This window comes from Georgenia satyanarayanai, from assembly GCF_900116375.1.
In the GTDB taxonomy this organism is placed as follows: Bacteria; Actinomycetota; Actinomycetes; order Actinomycetales; family Actinomycetaceae; genus Oceanitalea; species Oceanitalea nanhaiensis.
In genome coordinates this window covers 16,966-38,564 of record NZ_UETB01000005.1, presented here as the reverse complement: position 1 = coordinate 38,564, position 21,599 = coordinate 16,966, and the positions used below count along the sequence as shown (strand labels likewise).

The 21,599-nt window shown below is 75.2% G+C and carries 16 protein-coding genes and 1 pseudogene; 16 read left to right on the top strand and 1 reads right to left on the bottom strand.

Translation table 11 applies throughout. The features are described from left to right. Complete coding sequence (gene pheT, locus DSZ44_RS08700; RefSeq protein WP_110852237.1) at positions 1–2,586, top strand: phenylalanine--tRNA ligase subunit beta; 2,586 nt, start codon at positions 1–3, stop codon at positions 2,584–2,586. Then, positions 2,579–3,364: an SDR family NAD(P)-dependent oxidoreductase gene (locus DSZ44_RS08695; RefSeq protein ID WP_110852236.1), complete on the top strand. Its 786-nt coding sequence runs from the start codon at positions 2,579–2,581 to the stop codon at positions 3,362–3,364. The genes pheT and DSZ44_RS08695 overlap by 8 nt, the downstream gene beginning before the upstream one ends. A 67-nt stretch (positions 3,365–3,431) precedes the next feature. Here DSZ44_RS08695 and DSZ44_RS08690 read toward each other — a convergent pair whose 3' ends face one another. Then, positions 3,432–3,899 (bottom strand): hypothetical protein, encoded by a 468-nt coding sequence (locus tag DSZ44_RS08690; protein ID WP_110852235.1) that lies wholly within the window; start codon positions 3,897–3,899, stop codon positions 3,432–3,434. 172 nt (positions 3,900–4,071) lie between these two features. Here DSZ44_RS08690 and DSZ44_RS08685 point away from each other — a divergent pair, with 172 nt between their 5' ends. From DSZ44_RS08685 to DSZ44_RS19015, 14 genes and pseudogenes are all read left to right on the top strand, one after another. Beyond that, positions 4,072–5,466, top strand: a complete 1,395-nt coding sequence (locus tag DSZ44_RS08685) for an acyltransferase family protein (RefSeq protein ID WP_110852234.1) — start codon at positions 4,072–4,074, stop codon at positions 5,464–5,466. Between the two features lies 1 nt (position 5,467). Next, positions 5,468–6,766, top strand: coding sequence for a sensor histidine kinase (locus DSZ44_RS08680; protein ID WP_110852233.1), 1,299 nt, complete (start codon positions 5,468–5,470; stop codon positions 6,764–6,766). Positions 6,767–6,776: 10 nt separating this feature from the next. Beyond that, positions 6,777–7,430, top strand: a complete 654-nt coding sequence (locus tag DSZ44_RS08675; protein WP_110852232.1) for a response regulator transcription factor — start codon at positions 6,777–6,779, stop codon at positions 7,428–7,430. Between the two features lie 25 nt (positions 7,431–7,455). Beyond that, the gene (locus tag DSZ44_RS08670; protein WP_110852231.1) at positions 7,456–8,532 is read left to right on the top strand and encodes a winged helix DNA-binding domain-containing protein; all 1,077 of its coding nucleotides are present in this window, start codon (positions 7,456–7,458) and stop codon (positions 8,530–8,532) included. Positions 8,533–8,584: 52 nt separating this feature from the next. After that, positions 8,585–9,082 (top strand): flavodoxin domain-containing protein, encoded by a 498-nt coding sequence (locus tag DSZ44_RS08665; RefSeq protein WP_110852230.1) that lies wholly within the window; start codon positions 8,585–8,587, stop codon positions 9,080–9,082. Between the two features lie 155 nt (positions 9,083–9,237). Next, a complete protein-coding gene (locus DSZ44_RS08660) occupies positions 9,238–10,644 on the top strand; it encodes an MFS transporter (protein ID WP_110852229.1) in 1,407 nt (468 codons plus the stop codon). A gap of 15 nt (positions 10,645–10,659) precedes the next feature. Further along, positions 10,660–12,918: a molybdopterin oxidoreductase family protein gene (locus DSZ44_RS08655; protein WP_110852228.1), complete on the top strand. Its 2,259-nt coding sequence runs from the start codon at positions 10,660–10,662 to the stop codon at positions 12,916–12,918. Next, a complete protein-coding gene (locus DSZ44_RS08650; RefSeq protein ID WP_110852227.1) occupies positions 12,915–14,651 on the top strand; it encodes an FAD-dependent oxidoreductase in 1,737 nt (578 codons plus the stop codon). Before DSZ44_RS08655 ends, DSZ44_RS08650 begins: the two co-directional genes overlap by 4 nt. A 139-nt stretch (positions 14,652–14,790) precedes the next feature. Continuing rightward, positions 14,791–17,466, top strand: a complete 2,676-nt coding sequence (nirB, locus tag DSZ44_RS08645) for a nitrite reductase large subunit NirB (protein WP_258369346.1) — start codon at positions 14,791–14,793, stop codon at positions 17,464–17,466. After that, positions 17,463–17,897 carry a nitrite reductase small subunit NirD gene (nirD, locus tag DSZ44_RS08640; protein ID WP_110852226.1) on the top strand — a complete coding sequence of 145 codons (435 nt, stop codon included), beginning with the start codon at positions 17,463–17,465 and terminating at the stop codon, positions 17,895–17,897. The genes nirB and nirD overlap by 4 nt, the downstream gene beginning before the upstream one ends. Further along, positions 17,894–19,027 (top strand): uroporphyrinogen-III C-methyltransferase, encoded by a 1,134-nt coding sequence (gene cobA / locus DSZ44_RS08635; protein ID WP_110852225.1) that lies wholly within the window; start codon positions 17,894–17,896, stop codon positions 19,025–19,027. The genes nirD and cobA overlap by 4 nt, the downstream gene beginning before the upstream one ends. Next, positions 19,024–20,172, top strand: coding sequence for a uroporphyrinogen-III synthase (locus DSZ44_RS08630; RefSeq protein ID WP_258369344.1), 1,149 nt, complete (start codon positions 19,024–19,026; stop codon positions 20,170–20,172). Before cobA ends, DSZ44_RS08630 begins: the two co-directional genes overlap by 4 nt. Then, a complete protein-coding gene (locus DSZ44_RS08625; RefSeq protein ID WP_110852224.1) occupies positions 20,169–20,978 on the top strand; it encodes a sirohydrochlorin chelatase in 810 nt (269 codons plus the stop codon). Before DSZ44_RS08630 ends, DSZ44_RS08625 begins: the two co-directional genes overlap by 4 nt. Positions 20,979–21,521: 543 nt before the next feature. After that, positions 21,522–21,599, top strand: a pseudogene (locus DSZ44_RS19015) (SEC-C metal-binding domain-containing protein); the annotation flags it as partial.

The window sequence follows — 21,599 nt, the reverse complement described above, 5'->3', positions numbered from 1 at the left end:
ATGCCGTACGTCCCGCTCACCTGGCTCGCCGAGCACGTCGCCGTGCCCGAGGGCACCACCGCCGCCGACCTCGCCGCCGACCTCGTGCGCGTGGGCCTGGAGGAGGAGGCGGTCATCCCGCCCGCCGTCACCGGCCCGCTCGTCGTCGGTCGCGTGCTCTCGATCGAGACCGAGGAGCACAAGAACGGCAAGGCGATCAACTACTGCCGCGTCGACGTCGGACCCGAGCACAACGACGCCCCCGGTGAGGGCAAGGAGCCGGCGGACGTGCCCTCGCGGGGCATCGTCTGCGGCGCCCACAACTTCTCCGTCGGTGACGACGTCGTCGTCGCCCTGCCCGGCACCACCCTGCCCGGTGACTTCCACATCGCCGCGCGCAAGACCTACGGGCACACCTCCGACGGCATGATCTGCTCGGCCCGCGAGCTCGGCCTCGGTGAGGACCACGACGGCATCATCGTGCTGAGCGAGTTCCTCCCCGACGTGCCGACGCCGGAGCCGGGCGCGGACGCGATCGCGCTGCTCGGTCTGGGCGCGGAGATCCTCGAGATCAACGTCACGCCGGACCGCGGCTACTGCTTCGCCATGCGCGGCGTCGCCCGCGAGTACTCCCACGCCACCGGCGCGGCCTTCACCGACCCCGGCCTGCCGGAGAACCTCACCGCCGGCCCGCCGCCGGCCGCCACCGAGGACGGCTTCGCCGTCGAGGTCGACGACGCCGCGCCCGTGAACGGGAACGTCGGTTGCGACCGCTTCGTCACGCGGATCGTCCGCGGGATCGACCCGTCCGCGCCCTCGCCGTCGTGGATGACCGAGCGGCTCGTCCAGGCGGGCATGCGCCCGATCTCCCTGGCCGTGGACGTGACGAACTACGTCATGCTCGACCTCGGCCAGCCGCTGCACGCCTACGACCTCGCCACGCTGAGCGCGCCGGTCGTCGTGCGCCGCGCCGCGCCGGGGGAGGAGCTCACCACCCTCGACGACGTGCGCCGCACCCTGCATTCCGAGGACCTCCTCATCACCGACTCCCCGGGCGGTGCCCGCGGCGGCCGCATCCTCGGCCTCGCCGGCGTCATGGGCGGGGCGGAGACCGAGGTCAGCCCTGGCACCACCGACGTCCTCGTCGAGGCCGCGCACTTCGACCCCGTCTCGGTCGCACGCACCGCGCGCCGGCACAAGCTGCCCAGCGAGGCGGCCAAGCGCTTCGAGCGCGGCGTCGATCCGCAGCTGCAGGCCGTGGCCGCCCAGCGTGCCGTCGACCTCCTCGTCCAGTACGGCGGCGGCACGGCCGACCCGGCCGTCAGCGACCTCGACGCGACCTCCCGGCCCGAGCCCGTGCGGCTGCGCCTGGACGAGCCGCGCCGGCTCACCGGCGTCGACTACCCCGCCGAGCAGGTCGTCGGGCTCCTCACCACGATCGGCGCGACGGTGAGCGAGGCGGACGCCGACGGCGTCGTCACCGTGACCCCGCCGAGCTGGCGTCCGGACCTCGTGGGCCCCGCCCACCTCGTCGAGGAGGTCGCACGCCTGGCCGGCTACGACGCGATCCCCTCGGTGCTGCCGCCGGCGCCGGCCGGCAGCGGGCTCACCCCGGGCCAGCGCCACCGCCGCGACGTGGCCCGCGCCCTGGCCGACTTCGGCCTCGTCGAGGTGCTGTCCTACCCCTTCGTCGGGGACACCCACGACCGCCAGCAGCTGCCCGCCGACGACGAGCGGCGCCTGGCCCTGCGCCTGGCCAACCCCATGGCCGAGGACGCCCCGGCCATGCGCACCTCCCTGCTCGACTCGCTCCTCGACACCGCGCGCCGCAACGTCAGCCGCGGCCTGGAGGACACCCGCGTCTTCGAGCTCGGCCTCGTCACCCGGCCCGCCGGGGTGGGCGCCGCGTCCTCGCCGGGCGTGGACCGCCGTCCCTCGGAGGAGGAGATCGCCGCGCTGCACGCGGCCGTCCCGCACCAGCCGCGGCACATCGCCGGTGTCCTCACCGGCAAGGTCGTCCCCGACGGCGTGCGCGGCCCGGGCCGCGCCGCCGACTGGGCCGACGCCGTCGACGCCGTCCACGCGGTGGCCGGTGCTGTCGGCGTGAGCGTCGAGCTCGCCGCCGCCGAGCGTGCCCCCTGGCACCCCGGCCAGTGCGCCGCAGTGTCGGCCGGCGGGCGGGTGGTCGGGCACGCCGGCCAGCTGCACCCGCGCGTCGTCGCCGCCTTCGACCTGCCCCCGGGCGCCGTCGCCTTCGAGCTCGACCTCGACGCGCTCACCGCGGCCGCCGGGGACCAGCCGGTGCAGCCCACGCCCGTGTCCACCTACCCGCCGGGCAAGGAGGACATCGCGCTCGTCGTCGACGACGCCGTGCCCGCCGCCGAGGTCCTCGCCGTCGTCCGTGAGGGCGCCGCCGAGCTCGGCGAGGAGGTGCGTCTCTTCGACGTCTACACCGGCGAGCAGCTCGGCGAGGGGAAGAAGTCGCTCGCCTTCGCACTGCGGCTGCGCGCCGCGGACCGCACGCTGACGGCCGAGGAGACCGCCGCCGTGCGCGACCGGATCGTCACGCTCGCCGCCGAGCGGGTCGGGGCGGTGCTCCGTGGCTGAGGTCGCCGCCGCGCAGACGGCGCTCGTCACCGGAGCCTCCCGCGGCATCGGCCGCGAGCTCGCCATCGGCCTGTCCCGCGCAGGCCTGGACGTCGCCCTCCTCGCCCGCGACGAGCGGCTGCTCGAGTCGACGGCCGAGGAGGTCCGCGCGGCCGGTCGCCGCGCCGTCGTCCTCACCGCCGACGTCACCGACGCCGCCGCGGTCCAGACTGCGGTCTCGCGCGCCGAGGACGCGCTCGGGTCCATCGACCTGCTCGTCAACAACGCCGGCGTCATCGACGCCGAGGTGCCGCTGTGGGCGACCGACCCCGAGCGGTGGTGGTCGGTCGTGGAGACCAACGTGCGCGGCCCGTTCCTCCTCGCCCACGCCGTCGTCCCCGGGATGCTCGCCCGCGGTGGCGGCCGGGTCATCGACCTCAACTCGGGGGCCGGGACCCGCGACAGCGCCCTCGCGACCGCCTACTACGTGTCCAAGACGGCCCTGTTCCGCATCGGTGGCGGGCTCCACGAGGCAGGCTTCGAGCGGGGGCTGCGGGCCTTCGAGCTCGCGCCGGGCGTCGTGCGCACCGACATGACCGAGTCGATGCGGATGCACGAGGACCGGACGGAGTGGACCGACCCGGCCGACGTCGTCGCCCTCGTCGTCGCGCTCGCGCGCGGTGATCTCGACGCCCTGTCGGGCTGCTACGTGCGGGCGGGCGCGGACACCCCCGAGTCGTTGCGCGAGCTCGTCGCCCGCGGGCTGGGGCCGGAGGAGCGCCGGCTGCGCGTCGTCTAGCCGCACGAACGTGAGGGGTTCGGGTCCGATGCGGACCCGAACCCCTCACGTTCGCGGCGAGCGACGACTACGGGCGTCCGTCGGCGCGGGTCGTGTCCCCGTCGGCGGCGTGCCGGCCGTGCGTGGGGTCCTCGTCCGGGTGCGGGCGGTCCGCGGTCTCCCGGGTGAGGTCGCTGTCCCCGGAGAGGTCGGGGTCGAGGGCGTCGGCGTCGGCGCGCTCGCGCTCCACCTGGTGGCGCGCCTCCTCGGCGGCCTCGGTGCGCCTGCGGGCCTCCTGCTCCAGGCGGTCCGCCTCGACGCGGGCACGCTGCGCCTCCGCCTGCTGCTGGAGGGCGGCGGCCTCCCGCTCGCGCGCGGTGATGTCCTGCTCCTCCGCGTGCGTCCGCAGGTCACGGGCGTGCTCCCGGTTCTCCCGATCGCGGCGCGCACGCTCCTCCTGCTGCCGCTGCTTGCGCTTCTTGGAGGCCGAGAGCACGAGGGCGATGACGATCGCCAGCACCACGACTCCGATGACGATCCAGACCCAGGGTTCCATCACACACTCCTGTTCGTAGAGGGTCTGCCCATCGAACTGGACACCGGGCCGGCCCGCGACCGGGAGCGGCCCGCGAGCCGCGTCACCCCACCTCGGGGGTAGGGCAGACCCCACGGCGAGGACGCCGGGAGGCACCAGTGACCGGGCGGCGCCCGTCGCGAAGGCTGGAGACATGCTCCCGACGACGCTCCTCCTGCCACCCGAGCCCGCGCGGCCGCCCAGGGTGGTCCCCGCCCGGGACCGGTTCGTCGACCTGCTCCGCCTCGGTGCGATGGCGCTCGTCGTCCTCCAGCACTGGCTCATGCCGGTGCTCTCGCTCGAGGGCGACGTCCTGCGCACCGCCAACGCATTCGCCGCCGACTGGGTGTGGCCGGTGACCTGGCTCAGCCAGGTGATGCCGCTCGTGTTCTTCACCGGTGGGGCCGCCGCCGGGCTGAGCCTGCGCCGCCGTGCCGGCGGTCCGTCCTGGTCCGCCCGGCGGCTGCACCGCCTCGCCGTGCCCGTCCTCGTGCTCGCGGCCGTCTGGCTGCCCCTGACGCCGCTCCTCACCGCGGCCGGGCTGCCCGCCCAGCCGGTGCACACCGCCGCCCGCTACACCGGCGCCCTCCTGTGGTTCCTCGCCCTGTACAGCGTCGTCACGGTCCTCGCCCCGCCGCTCGTGCGGCTCGCCGCGCGGTCCCGGGGCGCGGACGTCGTGGCGCTCGCGGCCGGCGCCGTCCTCGTCGACCTCGCCCGCTTCGGCCTGGGGGCGCCCGAGGAGCTCGGCTGGGCAAACGTCGTCCTTGTGTGGGTGGCCGTCCACCAGATCGGTGTCCACTACGCCGCCGGGCGGCTGTGGTGGCTGCGCGGCTCGTGGGCGCTCGCGGTGGCGCTGGGCGGGTTCGCCGTCGTCGCGCTCGCCGTGGCGACCGGCCCCTACCCGCCGAGCATGATCGGGATGCCGGGTGACGCGGTCTCCAACATGGGCCCGCCCACCGCCGTCCTCCTCGCGCTGGCGGCCGGGCAGCTCGGCCTCGCCCTCGCGCTGCGGCCCGCCGCGCTGGCGTTCGCCGAGCGGCCGGGGGTCGGTGCCGCCGTCGACCGCCTCGGAGGCGTCGTCATGACGGCCTACGTGTGGCACACCCCCGCCCTCGCGCTCGTCGGCGGCGTCGCGCTGCTCGGTCTCGGCCTCTCGACCCCGGAGCCGTTCTCACCCGCCTGGTACCTCGGGCTGCCGCTGTGGCTCGGTGCGCTCAGCGCCGTCCTCGTCGCCGCCCTGCGGGTCCTGGGGAGGGTCGAGCGCCGGCCGGCGCCACCCAGCACGGCAGGCGCGGCACGGCTCGCCGCCGCGACGCTGCTCGTGAGCGGCGGGCTGCTGGGCCTCACGCTGACCGGGTTCGCCCCGGCACCCGGACTCGGGGCCGCCGGCCCCTGGACCGCCACCCTCGCCGTCGCGACCGGACTCCTCGTCCTCGCCCGGCGCCCTACGATCGACCGGTGGCGCCAGCCCCGGCCGAGCGCGGACCCGGCACCGCCGGGCCCGTCCCCCGCACCGGCGGCGACCGCCGCCGCCACGACTGGAGCCTGAGATGACCACCGCCCACGAGACACGTCCCCCCGCCTCCCCGCCGTCGCCCCGTCCCGCGGTGCCGGCCCTGTACCGCCGCGCCGCCCGGGAGAGCGGCTACCTCCTGCTGTCCCTCCCGCTCGCCGTGGCCGGCTTCGTGCTCTTCGTCGCCACGATCTCCGTCGGGGCGCCCTCGCTCGTCGCCTTCCTCCTCGGGCTCGTCGTCCTCGCCGTCGGCCTGTCCGGCGCCCGGGCGCTCGGTGACCTCGAGCGCCGGCGCCTCGCGGCGGTCGGCCACCCGCTGCCGCCCGCGCGGCCCTTCGTCCACCCCGGCGGCCGCCTGCGCTGGGTGGTGGCCCGGCTCAAGCACGGGCAGGGCTGGCTCGACCTGCTCTACCAGGTCCTCAACTTCCCGATCGCCCTCGTCTCCTTCGTCCTCACCCTCACGTGGTGGCTCGTCGGCGCCGCGAGCGTCCTCTACCCGCTGTGGGACTGGGCCCTGCCCGACGACGGGACGAACCTCGCCGAGCTCCTCGGGCTCGCCCAGCCCGTCGAGTACGCGATGTACGTGGCCGGTGGGGCGCTGATGCTGCTCGCTGCCCCGTGGGTGGTGCGCGCCCTCGTGTGGGTCCACCACGGCTGGGCCCGGGTCACGCTCGGCGCGTCGGGCGTCACCCACCTGGAGGAGCAGGTCGCCAGCCTGACCCGTAGCCGGGCCGCCGTCGTCGGCGCCGAGGCGGAGACGCTGCGGCGCATCGAGCGCGACCTCCACGACGGCCCCCAGCAGCGCCTCGTGCGCCTGTCGATGGACCTCGAGGCCGCCCAGCGCCGCCTCGCCGACGGCGACGAGGAGGCCACCCGCACCCTGCTCAGCGAGAGCCTCGAGCACGTCCAGGGCAGCCTCGCCGAGCTCCGCACCCTCTCGCGGGGCATCGCCCCGCCGATCCTCGTCGACCGCGGCCTCGCCGCCGCCGTCGTCTCCGCCGCCGGGCAGAGCCCGATCCCCGTCGAGACGGACATCGCGCTGACCCCGGGCCAGCGCCTGGCTCCGGCCCGGGAGTCCGCCGCCTACTTCGTCGTCACCGAGGCGCTGACCAACGCGGCCAAGCACTCCGCCGCCGCGCGGGTGGCCGTGCGGGTGGGCATCGACGACGACGGCGTGCTCCGCGTCGTCGTCGCCGACGACGGTGTGGGCGGGGCCCACCCGGGCAAGGGCCACGGCCTGGCCGGGTTGCGGGACCGGCTCGCCGGTGTCGACGGCGAGCTGCACGTCGAGAGCGCGGACGGGCACGGCACCGTGGTGAGCGCGGCGATCCCGTAGCATCCGCCGCGTGCGTGTCGTGCTGGCCGAGGACTCGGTGCTGCTGCGCGAGGGCCTCGTCCGGCTCCTGGAGGAGGCGGGCTGCGAGGTCGTCGCGGCAGTCGGCGACGGCGAGGAGCTGGTCGCCGCCGCCCGGGAGCACCGGCCCGACGTCGCCGTCGTCGACGTCCGGATGCCGCCGTCGTTCACCGACGAGGGCCTGCGCGCGGCGATCACGGTCCGCGAGGAGCTGCCCGGGACCGCGGTGCTCGTCCTGTCCCAGTACGTCGAGGAGTCCTACGCCGGGGACCTGCTCGCCACCGGCGGGGGAGTGGGCTACCTGCTCAAGGACCGCGTCTCCGCGCTCGCCGAGCTGTCCCAGGCGCTCGAGCGGCTCGTCGCGGGCGGGACGGTGCTCGACCCGACGGTCGTGTCCCAGCTCTTCTCCGCGCGCCGCGCCCGCCCGCTGGACCGGCTCACCCCGCGGGAGCGGGAGGTCCTCGGCCTCATGGCCGAGGGCCGGACCAACCCGGCGATCGCGCGCGCGCTGGTCGTCACGCCCAAGGCCGTGGAGAAGCACGTGTCGGCGATCTTCGACAAGCTCGACCTGCCGCCGTCGACCGACGACCACCGGCGCGTGCTCGCGGTCCTCGAGTGGCTGCGCGCCAACGAGGACGGAAGCTGACCGCATCGGGACGTAGCGTCGGCCCATGGTGACGGACCTCGACATCGCCCGGTGGCGGCTGCACACCCAGCGCCTCACGGCGCCCGCGCCCGACGCCGGGACGGTCGTCGGCGGGCTGCTCGCCGTCCAGGCGGAGAACCGGCAGCAGGCCGGGTGGGCGGTCGCGTGCCGGACGGTGAGTCCCCGGGCCGCCGAGCTCGACGCGCTCCTCGCGGAGGGCGCCGTCGTCCGCACCCACGTCCTGCGCCCCACGTGGCACTTCGTCGCCGCGGACGACGTCGGGTGGCTCCTCGAGCTCACCGCGCCGCGGGTGCGTCCGGTGCTGCTCCGCCAGCTCACCGACCTGCCCGGGTGGGGGCCCGGAGAGCTCGACCGTGCGGCCACCACGGTGTGCGAGGTGTTGGCCGCGAACCCCGACCAGGACCGCGGGCAGCTCGCCGAGGCGCTCGCCGCACACGGGGTCAGCGCGTCCGGGCAGGCCCTGATGCTGCTCCTCGGCCTGCTCGAGCTCGACCGCCTGGTGTGCAGCGGCCGTGAGCGCGACGGCACCCACACCTACGCCCTCTTCTCCGAGCGGGTGGGGGAGCGGCGGCGCCTGGACCGCGACGAGGCGCTCGCCGAGCTCGCGTGGCGCTACGTCGCCGGCCACGGGCCGGTGACCGAGCGCGACCTCGCCTACTGGGCGACCCTCACCCTGACCGACGTGCGCCGCGGCCTCGAGCTCAGCCGCGACCGGCTGGAGACCTTCACCCACGACGGCCGGACGTTCTGGCACACCCCGGGGACCGCGCCGCCAGGCCCGGGCCGGCCCACCGGTCACCTCCTCCAGCTGCTCGACGAGACGTACCGGGGCTACCAGGACAGCCGCATGGTGCTCGACGCCGCGGGCGTCGTGCCCCGCGGCCGGGAGGCGGCGATCGGGATGGCCCTCGTCGACGCCCAGCTCGTCGGGGGCATGCGCCGCACGGTCGGCGCGCGCGTCCGCTTCGACGTCGCGCCCTACCGCCGCCTCGCCGCCGCCGAGGAGGCCGCCCTCGAGGAGGCCGCCGGGCGCTACGGCGCCTTCCTCGGCCGGGAGCACGAGCTGCGCATCCACCGGTAGAACCGGACGAAAGTCCCTCGCGAACGGCCTGCGGTCCGAGGACATTGGAGGCATGCGCATCCTCGTCGTCGCCGCGTCCAAGCACTCCTCGACCTCCGAGGTCGCCGACACGATCGGCGCGGAGCTCGAGTCCCTCGGGCATGCCGTGCGACGTGAGCCGGCCGGGACGGCGGAGGTCGGTGACGCCGAGGCGGTGGTCCTCGGGTCCGCGGTCTACATGTCGCGGTGGATGGGCCCGGCGCGTGACTTCGCCGAGCGCAACGCCGCGGCTCTCGCCGCGGTGCCCACGTGGGTCTTCTCCGTCGGTCTCGCCGGGGCCGAGGCGGACGACCCGCTGCGGATCGAGAAGGCCGTGCTCTCGGGGGTCGACCCCGTCGGTGCGGCCACCTTCGACGGCCGCCTCGACCCGGCGGTGCTCAACCTGCGCGAGCGCTCGGTCACGCGCCTGACGAGGGCGCCCGAGGGCGACCAGCGCGACTGGACGGCCATCCGCGCCTGGGCGGGCACGATCGACCGGGAGCTGCGGGAGCACCTCGCCCCGACGTCCTGAGCCGACGGCGGTAGGCGGCTCCCTCCGGCTTCTCACACCGGCCCGCGCAAGGGTGTGCGTTCTTCCTAACGCACGGTTCACCGCGCGAACGACCCGACGAAACACGGCCCTCCTAGCGTCCCTGGTACCGACCGGGACCTACTGGAGGAGCCGCCATGACCGCGACCACGAGAACACCCCACGGTGACGAGCTCGCGCCGCGCCCGGCCGGTGCCGCACCGGCCGGCACCGCCCCCGACGCTCCCGCGCGCCGCCGCTCCGGTCGGTGGATCGACCACTGGGACCCCGAGGACCCCGCGTTCTGGCTCGACGGCGGGCGGCGGGTCGCGTCCCGCAACCTCCGGATCTCCGTCTTTGCCGAGTTCATCGGCTTCGCCGTGTGGGCGCTGTGGTCCATCGTCGTGCCGCAGCTCCCGGCCGCCGGGTTCGTCCTGACGACCGACGAGATGTTCTGGCTCGTCGCGGTGCCGAGCCTCGTCGGTGCCACGCTGCGCATCCCGTACACCTTCGCCGTGCCCCTGTTCGGGGGCCGCAACTGGACGGTCGTGTCCGCGCTCCTCCTGCTGCTCCCCACGGTGGCGCTCGCCCTCGTCGTCCAACGCCCGGGCACCTCCTTCGGCGTCCTGCTCGCCGTGGCGGCGCTCGCCGGCTTCGGCGGTGGAAACTTCGCCTCCTCGATGGCGAACATCTCCTTCTTCTACCCCGAGCGGGAGAAGGGCAAGGCGCTGGGGCTCAACGCGGCCGGCGGCAACCTCGGGACGGCTGCGGTCCAGCTCGCGGTGCCCCTGGTCATCACCGTCGGGGCCGGCGTCGCGCTGGAGCGGGCGGGGCTCATGATGGTGCCGTTCATCGTGCTCGCGGCCGTCCTCGCGTGGCGCTGCATGGACAACCTCTCGGCGGCGCGGGCAGACCCTCGGTCCTTCGCCGCGGCCGCGCGCAACAAGCACACGTGGATCATCTCCTTCCTCTACATCGGCACCTTCGGCTCGTTCATCGGCTACGCCGGGGCGTTCCCGATGCTGCTGGGTGCCGAGTTCCCCGGGGTGGGGCTGTCCATCGCCTTCCTCGGTGCGCTCGTCGGCTCGGTGACCCGCCCGCTCGGCGGTGTCATCGCCGACCGGGTGGGCGGCACCCGCGTGACGATCGCCTCGTACGGCACGATGGCGCTCGGAGCCTTCGGCGCCATCCAGGCACTCGAGCGGGACAGCTTCGGCCTGTTCTTCGGCTCCTTCCTCCTCCTCTTCGTGGCCACCGGCGTGGGCAACGGCTCGACGTACCGGATGATCCCCGCGGTCTTCCAGGCCAGCGCGGCCGGCGACGGCGCCCCCGGTGACGCCCGCGCCCGCGCCCGCCAGGCCGCGGCGGGCTGCATCGGCATCGCCGGCGCCGTCGGGGCGTTCGGCGGCTTCCTCATCCCGCGCGGGTTCGCGGCGTCGACCAGCACGACCGGCTCCCTCGTCCCCGCGCTGTGGGCCTTCATCGGCATGTACGCCGTCATGGCGCTCGTCGCGTGGGCCGTGTACCGGCGCCCGGGCGCGGCGCTCGCCGCTGCCCGGATCTGAGCGGAGACGCACACCATGACGACGACCTCACTCCCGGTGACCCCCGTCGGCGCGCGCACCGCCGCCACGCACTGCCCGTACTGCGCGCTCCAGTGCGGCATGTCGCTCACGGCCGAGCCCGGCCGAACCGTGGACGTCACACCGCGCCAGTTCCCCACGAACCAGGGCGGCCTGTGCCAGAAGGGATGGACCAGCGCCGCGGTGCTCGACGCCCCGGACCGTCTGACCACGCCCCTGTTGCGCGGCGGTGACGGCGAACTTCGCCCGGCGAGCTGGGACGACGCGCTCGACGTCGTCGCCGGCTCGGTCACCCGGATCCAGCAGGTGCACGGCCCGGACGCCGTCGCGGTGTTCGGCGGCGGTGGCCTGACGAACGAGAAGGCGTACGCGCTCGGCAAGTTCGCCCGGACCGTGCTCCGCACCGCGAACATCGACTACAACGGCCGGTTCTGCATGGCCTCCGCCGCCGCCGGGGCGAACCGGGCGTTCGGCGTCGACCGTGGGCTGCCCTTCCCGCTCACCGACCTCGCCGGTGCCGACGCCGTCCTCCTGCTCGGCTCCAACCTCGCCGAGACCATGCCCCCGTCGGTGCAGCACCTCGCCGGCGTGCGATCGCGCGGCGGGCTCGTCGTCGTGGACCCACGGCGCAGCGCGACGGCGGCCCTCACCGGGGAGCCCGACGACCTCCCGGTGACCGGTGGCGCCGGGCCGGTGGGCGACCAGGGCGTGCACCTGCAGCCCGTCCCCGGCACGGACCTCGTCGTGCTGCTCGCCCTGCTGCACGTCGTCGTGACCGAGGGGCTCCTCGACGGGGAGTACGTCGCGGCGCGCACCACCGGCTTCGACGACGTGCGGCGCGCCGTCGCCGCCTGGTGGCCCGAGCGCGCCGAGACGGTGTGCGGCGTGCCCGCCGGTCGCCTGCGCCACGTCGCCCGGGTCCTCGCCGCGGCGTCGCCCGCCCGGGGCGGCGCGGGCGCCTACGTGCTCACCGGCCGCGGCGTCGAGCAGTCGACGCAGGGCACCGCGACCGTGACCGCCGCGATCAACCTGGCCCTCGCGCTCGGCCTGCCCGGACGCCCGGGGTCGGGCTACGGCGCCATCACCGGCCAGGGCAACGGTCAGGGCGGGCGCGAGCACGGCCAGAAGGCCGACCAGCTCCCCGGCTACCGGAAGATCGACGACCCCGCCGCGCGCGCCCACGTCGCCGCGGTGTGGGGCGTCGACCCCGCCTCGATCCCCGGCCCCGGCCGCCCCGCCGTCGAGCTCCTGCGGTCCCTCGGTGCCCGCGGCGCCGCGGGCACCTACGCCGAGGACGGCCGCCCGCGCGCGCTGCTCGTCCACGGGTCGAACCTCGTCGTCAGCGCCCCCGACGCAAGCCGGGTGGAGGCGAACCTGCGGGCACTGGACCTCCTCGTCGTGTGCGACGTCGTGCCCTCCGAGACCGCCCTGCTCGCCGACGTCGTCCTGCCGGTCACCCAGTGGGCCGAGGAGGAGGGCACGATGACCTCGCTCGAAGGCCGCGTCATTCGGCGGCGCCAGGTGACGGAGCCGCCGGGGGAGGCGCGCTCGGAGCTGTGGGTCCTCGCCGAGCTCGCCCGTCGCCTGGGCTCGACGGTCGTCTTCCCCACCGAGCCGGCCGCCGTGTTCGACGAGCTCGCGCGCGCGTCCGCGGGCGGCGCCGCCGACTACTCCGGGCTCAGCCACGCCCGGCTCGACGCGGACGAGGCATCCGGCGGCCCCGGTCTCTTCTGGCCGGTGCCCGCGGCCGGGGCGAGCCTCTCGCCCCACCCCGGGACACCGCGCCTGTTCCTCGACCGGTTCCCGACGCCGGACGGGCGCGCGCGCATGGTCGCCGTCGACCACGTGGGCCCGAGCGACGACGTCCGCGCCGATGCCCCGGTGTACCTCGTCACCGGCCGCGTGCTGCAGCACTACCAGTCGGGCGCGCAGACCCGTCGCGTGCCCGAGCTCGACCGCTCGGTGGCCGCACCGTTCGTCGAGCTGCACCCGGTGCTCGGCGTCCGCCTCGGGATCGCCGACGGCGAGCGGGTGCGGCTGACCTCGCGTCGCGGCCACGTCGAGGCCTCCGCCCGCTGGACCGACCGCATCCGGCCCGACACGGTCTTCATGCCGTTCCACTGGGGCAGCGCCGGCAGCGTCAACCGGGTGACGACCGACGCGACCGACCCCGTCTCCGGCATGCCCGAGTTCAAGGTCTGCGCGGTGGACGTGCGCAGCGTGAAGCGTGCCGACGGCACGGAGGTGGTCGCATGAGCCCCGTCGACGCCCCGACGAGGCGCGTCGTCGTCGTCGGCAACGGCATGGTCGGCTCCCGGTTCGCGAGCGACCTCCTCGCGCGCCTGAGCGACGAGGAGGTGGGCGCCGTCGAGATCACGGTGCTCGGCGCCGAGGAGTACGAGCCCTACAACCGCGTCCTGCTCAGCGAGGTCGTCGCCGGGAAGGTCGACCTCGCGGCGATCGGTCTGCCCGGTGCGGGTGACGACCGGGTGAGGGTGCGCCGGGGCACCGAGGCCATCGCCATCGACCGCGCGTCACGGCGCGTCATCACCGCCGACGGCGCCTACCCCTACGACGCGGTGGTCCTCGCGACCGGCGCCGCGGCGCGTGTCCCGGACATCTGCGGGATCACGGGCCGGGCAGGGGGTCTCCCGCGTGGCGTGCACACTCTGCGCACGCTGGACGACGCGCGCGGGATCGTCGCCGCGTCGGCCAACGCCCGGCACGCCGTCGTCATCGGGGCGGGTGTGCTCGGCCTCGAGGTGGCGTGCGGCCTGGCGTACCGCGGTGTCCCGGTGAGCGTCGTGCACGGCGGAGCGAGCCCGATGGACCGCCAGCTCGACACCGACGCCGGGCGCGTCGTCGAGGCGAGCCTGAGCCGCCTCGGGGTGCGCACGTGGACGCAGGCACGCACCGAGCGGGTCCGCGTCGACCAGCAGGGGCGGGCCTGCGGGGTCGAGATCCGCACGCCCGACGGCACCGACCGGTCCGCGTCGGAGGACGGGACCCGCGTCGTGGACGTCGAGGCCGACCTCGTCGTGCTCGCGTGCGGCACCGTCCCCGAGGCGGGCCTGGCGCGAGCCGCGGGACTGACGGTCGACCGGGGCGTGGTCGTGGGCGAGGACCTCGCCAGCCCCGACGACCCGCGCGTCTTCGCGATCGGCGACTGCGCACAGCCGCCCGAGGGCGGCACCGGCCTCATCGCGCAGGGCTGGGACCAGTCTTGGCGTCTCGCCGAGGCGCTCGCCTCGGCAGCTCGAGCGGACGACGGCACGACCGCGGGCCGTGACCGGCTCCCCGGCCGCCCCCCGTCGGGCGACGCGGACCGCCCCAGCATGGCTCTGCGGCTGGCGACGAGCGCCGTCGTGCGCCCGGTGGCGCACGACCCGCAGCCCGGACGCGCCACGGGGAGCTCGCCCGCTCGCGCGGCCGTCCCCGGCACCGACGTCGTCCGCGTCAAGGCTGCCGGCCTGGAGATCGTGACGATGGGGGTGTCGGGCCGGGAACCCGGCCACCGGTCGCTCACGCTGAGCGACCCGGCAGCCGGACGACACGTCCAGGTGGTGGTCGCCGACGGGCTCCTCGTCGGAGCCACGTGCGTCGGCGCACCGGACGTGGGCGCCGACCTCACCGCGACGTACACCCGGCGGGTCCCCGTCCCGGCGGACCCGGCCCACCTGCTGCTCCGACCGGCGGCACCCGCTCCGGTCCAGGCGGTGACTCCCACCCACATGCCCGACCAGACCACCGTCTGCCACTGCAACGGCGTGACGAAGGGCGACCTCGTCGCCTGCTGGCACGACGGGGCGCGCAGCGCGGACGACCTCGCCCGTGGGACCCGCGCCACGACCGGGTGCGGCGGGTGCACGGACGCGGTCTGCGGCATCGCGGACTGGCTCGCGGCCGCCGACCCGTCCGACGACGGGGTGCGCGACACGAGCAGCACCGCCCGGAGCCCCGTCCTCTCACCGAGCCCGCAACGTTCGTGAAACAACATTTACCTCGACGCAACAACCGCGGAACGACCGGGAAACCACGGCTCCGTACCGTCGTGAGCATCGTCCCGGCCCCACACCCGAACCGGACGGAGCGAGGCTGCCTCGCCCCACCACATGTCAGGAGATCGCCGTGACCGGACCTCAGACCGATCCCGCCCCGCAGGGGAGTGGCACCCGGCACCTCGTCGTCGTCGGTGGCGGCATGGTCGCGCAACGACTCGTCGAGGCGGTGCGCGACCGCGACGACGCCGCGAGCTGGCGCATCTCGGTCTTTGCCGAGGAGCCGCGCGCGCCGTACGACCGGGTGGCGCTGACCAGCTACTTCTCGGTGCAGCACGTCGAGGAGCTGACGCTGGGTGACCCGGCGCTGTGGGACGACGAGCTCGTCACGCTGTACCGCGACTGCGCCGTCACCGCGGTCGACCGGGAGGGGCGCACGGTCACCGACCGGCACGGCCGGGTCCACCGCTACGACGAGCTCGTGCTCGCCACCGGCTCGTCCGCGGCGATGCCGCCCATCAGCGGCAACGACCTGCCCGGCGTCTTCGTCTACCGCACCATCGACGACCTGGCCGCCCTCAGCGACTGGGTCGAGGAGAACCGCCGCACGACGGCGAGCGGGTGGAGCCGCCCGGTCCGTGGCGCCGTCATCGGCGGTGGCCTCCTCGGCCTGGAGGCGGCGGGCGCGCTCAAGGCGCTGGGCGCGCAGGCGACCGTCGTCCAGTTCGGCAGCCACCTGATGAACGCGCAGCTCGACCTCGGTGGTGGGCAGGCGCTCAAGCGGCTCATCAACGACATGGGCATCGCCGTGCGCTGCGACAGCGCGACCACGGCGATGGGCGCCGCGCGGCGCACCGGGCACGTCGGGCGGCTCGACTTCGCCGACGGCGGGCGGCTCGACGTCGACGTCGTCGTCGTCGCCACCGGGGTGCGGCCCCGGGACGAGCTGGCCCGCGCGGCGGGTCTCGCGGTCGGGGAGCGGGGCGGCGTGGTCGTCGACCTCGCCTGCCGGACCGCGGACGAGCACGTGTGGGCGGTCGGGGAGGTCGCGTGCATCGAGGGCCGCTGCAACGGCCTCGTCGCGCCCGGTTACGCCATGGCGGAGGTCGTCGCCGACCGGCTCCTCGGTGGCGAGGCGACGTTCCCGGGGGCCGACACCGCGACCAAGCTCAAGCTCCGGGGCGTGGACGTCGCCAGCTTCGGGGACGTCTTCGCCGAGAGTGACGGTGCGATGGAGCTCGTCCACGCCGACCCCGTCGCCGGTGTGTACAAGAAGCTCGTCCTGTCCGACGACGCGCGCACCCTGCTCGGGGGCGTGTTCGTCGGCGACGCGAGCGCCTACGCGACGCTGCGCCCCATGCTCGGCTCCGAGCTGCCGGGCGACCCCGGGCTGTTCCTCCTGCCGGAGGGCGCCGGCTCCGCGGGCGCCCCGGCGCTCGAGCTGCCCGACGCCGCCACCGTCTGCTCGTGCAACAACGTCACCGCCGGCACCGTCCGCGGCGCCGTCACCGAGCACGGGTGCACCGACCTCGCGGGCGTGAAGGCGTGCACCAGGGCCGGCACCTCCTGCGGCTCGTGCCTCCCGCTCGTCAAGAAGATCACCACGACCGAGCTCGAACGGGCCGGCATCGAGGTCTCCACCGCGCTGTGCGAGCACTTCGAGCTCTCCCGCGCCCAGCTCTTCGACGCCGTGCGCGTCGCCGATCTGCACACCTTCAGCGACATCATCGGGCGCTTCGGCGACGGGGGCCGCGGCTGCGACATCTGCAAGCCCGTCGTCGCCTCGATCCTCGCCTCGCTCGGCAACGGGCACATCCTCGACGGCGAGCAGGCCGCGCTGCAGGACACCAACGACCACGTGCTGGCGAACATCCAGAAGGACGGCACATACTCGGTCGTCCCCCGCATCCCCGGCGGCGAGATCACCCCGGACGGGCTGCTCGTCATCGGCCAGGTGGCCAAGGACTTCGGGCTGTACACCAAGATCACCGGCGGCCAGCGCATCGACATGTTCGGCGCACGCATCGAGCAGCTCCCGCACATCTGGCGCCGGCTCGTCGAGAACGGGTTCGAGTCGGGCCACGCGTACGGCAAGTCGCTGCGCACGGTGAAGTCGTGCGTCGGCTCGACGTGGTGCCGTTACGGCGTCCAGGACTCCGTGGGCATGGCGGTCGAGCTCGAGCTGCGCTATCGCGGGCTGCGCTCGCCGCACAAGTTCAAGCTCGGGGTGTCCGGCTGCGCGCGCGAGTGCGCCGAGGCACGCGGCAAGGACGTCGGCGTCATCGCGACCGACAAGGGCTGGAACGTGTACGTCGGCGGCAACGGCGGCTTCACCCCGCGGCACGCGCAGCTGCTCGCGGAGGACCTCACCTCCGCGGAGCTGCTGCGCACCATCGACCGCTTCCTCATGTACTACATCCGCACCGCCGACCGGCTGCAGCGCACCGCCGCCTGGGTCGCGGACTACGAGGGCGGGCTCGAGGCCATCCGCGAGGTGATCATCGAGGACTCCCTCGGGATCGGCGCCGACCTCGACGCCGCCATGGCACGACATGTCGAGACCTACGAGGACGAGTGGAAGGCGGTCCTCGAGGACCCGGACAAGCTGCGCCGCTTCGGCTCCTTCGTCAACGCGCCCTCCGAGCCCGACCCCGACCTCGCCTACGTCGTCGAGCGCGGCCAGATCCGCCCGGCCACCGCCGCGGAGCGGGCGGCCGCTCGTGAGAGCGCCCAAGCCGTTGCAGATCCCGCTGTCCCGGCCGGCCCCGTCGTCATCGCCGGCACGAGCCTGGAGGTACGTCGATGAGCGCGGTGACCCAGACGCAGCCCACGGGGCCCGGCCCGCACGACGCCGTGGCGTGGGAGCAGGTTTGCCTCTTGCGTGACCTGTTCGTCGAGCGCGGCGCGGCCGCCTTCGTCGGAGGGGTCCAGGTCGCACTGTTCCGGCTGCCCGACGACACGGTGCGTGCCGTCCAGCAGCGCGACCCGTTCTCCGGCGCGAACGTCATGTCGCGCGGGATCGTCGGGACGCGCGCCGGAGCCCCGACGGTCGCCGGACCGATGTACAAGCAGGTGTTCGACCTCGCGACCGGCCGCTGCCTCGACCGGGCCGGCTACGAGCCCGTCGAGGGAATGGCCGAGGACCTGGCGACCTGGCCCGTGGCGGTGCGGGACGGCGTCGTGCACGTGGCCATGCCCCCCGCGCCGCCCGGGCTGGACGAGGAGCGGACGCCATGACCACCCTGCTGGGGCTCGAGCTGACGGGCCGGACAGTGCTCGTCGCCGGTGGCGGCCGTGCCGCCGCCCGCAGGGTCCGCGCGATGCTCGACGACGGCGCGCTCATCCGCGTCGTCGCGCCCGGCCTGTGCGCGGACCTGCGACTGCTCGTCGACGATCCCGCGTCCGCTCGGGCCCTGACGTGGCTGGCGCGCGAGGTGCGGGAGAGCGACCTCGACGGCGTCTGGCTGGCGCTCGCGGCGACGGACGACCCGGCCGTGGACCGGGCGGTGGCCCGGTGGGCCGAGGAGCGGCGGACGTGGTGCGTCGACGCCGGGGCCGTGCACGACCGCACCGCCCGCACGCCCGAGAGCACGTCGAGCGCCGGTCGGCGCCGACGCCGTCGCGCGTCCGGTGGAGTCGGCTCGGTCGTGCTCGTCGGCGGCGGGCCCGGGGCGGTCGACCTGCTCACCGTGCGCGGACGCCGGGCGCTCGCGGAGGCGGACGTCGTCGTCACCGACCGGCTCGGCCCGGTCGACGTGCTCGACGAGCTCGCGCCAGGAGTCGAGGTCGTCGACGTCGGCAAGACCCCGGGCCACCACCCCGTCCCGCAGGAGGAGATCAACGCGATCCTCGTCGCCCAGGCCCGCCGCGGCCGGCGCGTCGTGCGGCTCAAGGGCGGGGACCCGTTCGTCTACGGCAGGGGCGGTGAGGAGGTCGCGGCATGCCACGCCGCCGGGATCCCCGTCGAGGTCGTGCCCGGCGTCTCGAGCGCGCTGAGCGTCCCCGCGCTGGCGGGCATCCCGCTGACCCACCGCGGGACCGTCGCCGCGTTCCACGTCACCAGCGGGCACGACGCCCTCGACGAGGCGGCCCTGGTCTCCGCGCGTGACCGGACGGCGACCCTGGTAATCCTCATGGGTGTCTCGCAGCTGCCCCGTCTCATGACCCAGCTGCTCACCGCCGGGGCCGACCCGGGGCTGCCGGTCGCCCTCGTGGAGAACGGCTCGACGCCGCGTCAGCGGGTCACGCGCGCGGTGCTGGGCGACGTCGTGAGACGCGCGGCCGAGGTCGGCGTCCGGTCGCCAGCGGTCATCGTCGTCGGGGACGTCGCCGCCGAGGGCCGCCTCGCCCAGGTGCTCGTCGCATGAGCGGGGTGGCCGTCGAGCCGGCGCGCGCGCCGGACGAGCGCATGCTGCGGCAGGTCATGGCGGGCTGCACGGTGCTCGTCACGGCCGACCGGCGCAAGGAGGAGCTAGGGGCGGCGTTGGGGCGCCGAGGCGCGCAGGTGCGCTACGCGCCGGCACTGAGCATGGTCCCGCACGTCGACGACGATCGGCTGCACGCCGCGACGCTCGCCCTCCTCGACGACCCGCCCGACGTCGTCGTGGTGACGACGGGGATCGGGTTCCGTTCGTGGATCGAGGCGGCCGACGCCCATGGCATCGCCGACCCGCTCCTCGCGGTGCTCGCCGGCGCGCGGATCGTCGCGCGCGGCCCCAAGGCGCGCGGCGCGATCCAGGCCGCCGGTCTCACCGCCGACTGGGTGGCGGAGTCGGAGAGCTCCGCGGAGATCGCGGACCTCCTCCTCGGGGAGGGCGTCGCGGGCCTACGCATCGCCATCCAGCACCACGGCGCGGGCGCCGACGGGCTGGACGTCGTGCTCGCCGAGGCGGGGGCCGCTGTCGCGAGTCTCGTCGTCTACCGGTGGGGCCCGCCACCGGACCCCGACGCGTTGCACGCCTCGGTGCTGGCAGCGGCGACCGGCGAGATCGACGCCGTCGTGTTCACCTCCGCGCCGGGCGCCGAGGCGTGGCTGAGCGCGGCCGAGGGGGAGGGGCTCGGTGGGCCCGTCGTCGAGCGGTTCCGGAACGGGATGGTGGCGGCGGCGGTCGGACCAGTGACGGCCCGTCCGCTCGAGCGCCGGGGCGTGACCCCGCTACAGCCCGACCGGGGCCGGCTCGGCGCGCTCGTGCGCTGCCTCGTCGCCCACTACGAGCACGCGGAGACGGTGGCGCTCGCGACCGTCGCCGGTCCGCTGCAGATCCGTTCGCGCCTCGCCGTCCTCGACGGCGAGGTCCTGCCGCTGTCGCCGAGCTCCCTGGAGGTGCTCCGCGTCCTCGCCTCCCGCCGCGGCGAGGTCGTGTCCCGCGACGAGCTCCTCGCGGCGCTGCCCGGCGACTCGTGCGACCCTCACGCGGCTGAGGTGGCCGTCGCGCGGCTGCGTGAGGCCGCCGGCCGCCGCGACCTCGTGAGGACCGTGGTGAAACGCGGCTACAGACTGGAGCTCACATGACCACGCAGACCTCGACCCGGCCGGCGCTGGAGCGCTCGGGCGCCGCGGCCCCCGTGCTCGTCGGCTGCTCGCACGGGACCAACGACCCCATCGGCCGGCAGGTGGTCCGCAGCATCCTCGACGACGTCCGCGCGGCGCGCCCCGGCCTCGAGGTGCGCGAGGCCTTCGTGGACGTGCAGCAGCCGGAGGTGGCGGACGTCGTGACGTCGGTGGTGACGGCGGACGGCGGCTCGGGACGTGCGGTCGTCGTGCCGCTCCTCCTCTCGGGTGGGTACCACGTCGAGGTGGACATCGCCGAGGCCGTCGTGGACCGTAACGGGCCCTCCGGCCGGGCGGTCGCCACCCCGGCGCTCGGACCGGACCACCGCCTCGTCGACCTCCTCGCGCACCGGCTTACGGAGGCCGGCGTGCGCCCGCACGACGCCGTCGTGGTCGCGGCGGCCGGGTCGAGCCGCAGCGGCGCCGCCCGCGACGTCGAGAGGGTCGCCGCCGGGCTCCGCGAGTGGCACCCGGGGCCGGTGACCGTGGGCTACGGGGCCAAAGCACGGCCCTCGGTGCCCGACGCCGTCGCCGCCGCGCGTGCCGCGCTCGCTCACGCGCCACGGCCGAACCAGCGGGACGGGCACGCGGCTGCACCCCGGGTCGTGGTCGCCGCGTATTTGCTCGCGCCGGGCTACTTCTACGACCGGGTGCTGGAGGCCGGCGCCGACGTCGTCACGGCACCGCTGGGCGCGGACCCCCGACTCACCTCCATCGTGCTCGACCGCTACGACGCCGCAGCCGCCACCATCGCCGCGGGGAAGTGAGCTTGCCGGCGTCGGACAGTTCCGCTGCCGGCGGTCGGACGATCCTGCAGACCAAGCCGCGGTTGCCGGCCGTGGTTGCACTGGCCGAACGTATCTGTGCCGCACAGCGCGACGACCGTACCCGCTCGCCGGAGGCCAACGTGAGCGTCTCGGATAGCGCCCCCTGTCCGGCCACATGGCCGGACGGGTCTTGCGGGACGGTCCGAGAGTGAGCGGGTGCGTCAGGGCAGGTCGGCGGGCGCAGCCGTTGGTGGTTGGCCTACCGAGACGTCTCAACCTAGACCCGCCGCAGAAGCTTCGTTGCTGCGCCACAGAGCGACGCGGTCGGAGTTCCACTCGCGGAGTTTCGACCCTTCGGGGAGCTCTTGGGGCCGCGTAGCCAGTGGATGCGTCACCGCGGCGGTGCTGACTACCAGACCGAGAAGATGGGCGGTACGACGACGTATGGCGGCAGGCTAGCGACAGACTATTGAACGGTGTATGGCTCGATGCGTCGGGTACATAACACGCGGCAGTATGTGCTTGAGCTGAGGAGGTGAGCCCGTGGATCCGTTGTCCAAGTTGGGCCGTAACGAGCGCTGTTGGTGCGGATCAGGACTGAAGTACAAGAAGTGCCACGGT

Coding starts and splice junctions, on each gene's coding strand:
- pheT (WP_110852237.1), top strand. CDS start 1: ATGCCGTACGTCCCGCTCACCTGGCTCGCCGAGCACGTCGCCGTGCCC.
- DSZ44_RS08690 (WP_110852235.1), bottom strand. CDS start 3,899: ATGGAACCCTGGGTCTGGATCGTCATCGGAGTCGTGGTGCTGGCGATC.
- DSZ44_RS08685 (WP_110852234.1), top strand. CDS start 4,072: ATGCTCCCGACGACGCTCCTCCTGCCACCCGAGCCCGCGCGGCCGCCC.
- DSZ44_RS08680 (WP_110852233.1), top strand. CDS start 5,468: ATGACCACCGCCCACGAGACACGTCCCCCCGCCTCCCCGCCGTCGCCC.
- DSZ44_RS08670 (WP_110852231.1), top strand. CDS start 7,456: ATGGTGACGGACCTCGACATCGCCCGGTGGCGGCTGCACACCCAGCGC.
- DSZ44_RS08665 (WP_110852230.1), top strand. CDS start 8,585: ATGCGCATCCTCGTCGTCGCCGCGTCCAAGCACTCCTCGACCTCCGAG.
- DSZ44_RS08660 (WP_110852229.1), top strand. CDS start 9,238: ATGACCGCGACCACGAGAACACCCCACGGTGACGAGCTCGCGCCGCGC.
- DSZ44_RS08655 (WP_110852228.1), top strand. CDS start 10,660: ATGACGACGACCTCACTCCCGGTGACCCCCGTCGGCGCGCGCACCGCC.
- DSZ44_RS08650 (WP_110852227.1), top strand. CDS start 12,915: ATGAGCCCCGTCGACGCCCCGACGAGGCGCGTCGTCGTCGTCGGCAAC.
- nirD (WP_110852226.1), top strand. CDS start 17,463: ATGAGCGCGGTGACCCAGACGCAGCCCACGGGGCCCGGCCCGCACGAC.
- cobA (WP_110852225.1), top strand. CDS start 17,894: ATGACCACCCTGCTGGGGCTCGAGCTGACGGGCCGGACAGTGCTCGTC.
- DSZ44_RS08630 (WP_258369344.1), top strand. CDS start 19,024: ATGAGCGGGGTGGCCGTCGAGCCGGCGCGCGCGCCGGACGAGCGCATG.
- DSZ44_RS08625 (WP_110852224.1), top strand. CDS start 20,169: ATGACCACGCAGACCTCGACCCGGCCGGCGCTGGAGCGCTCGGGCGCC.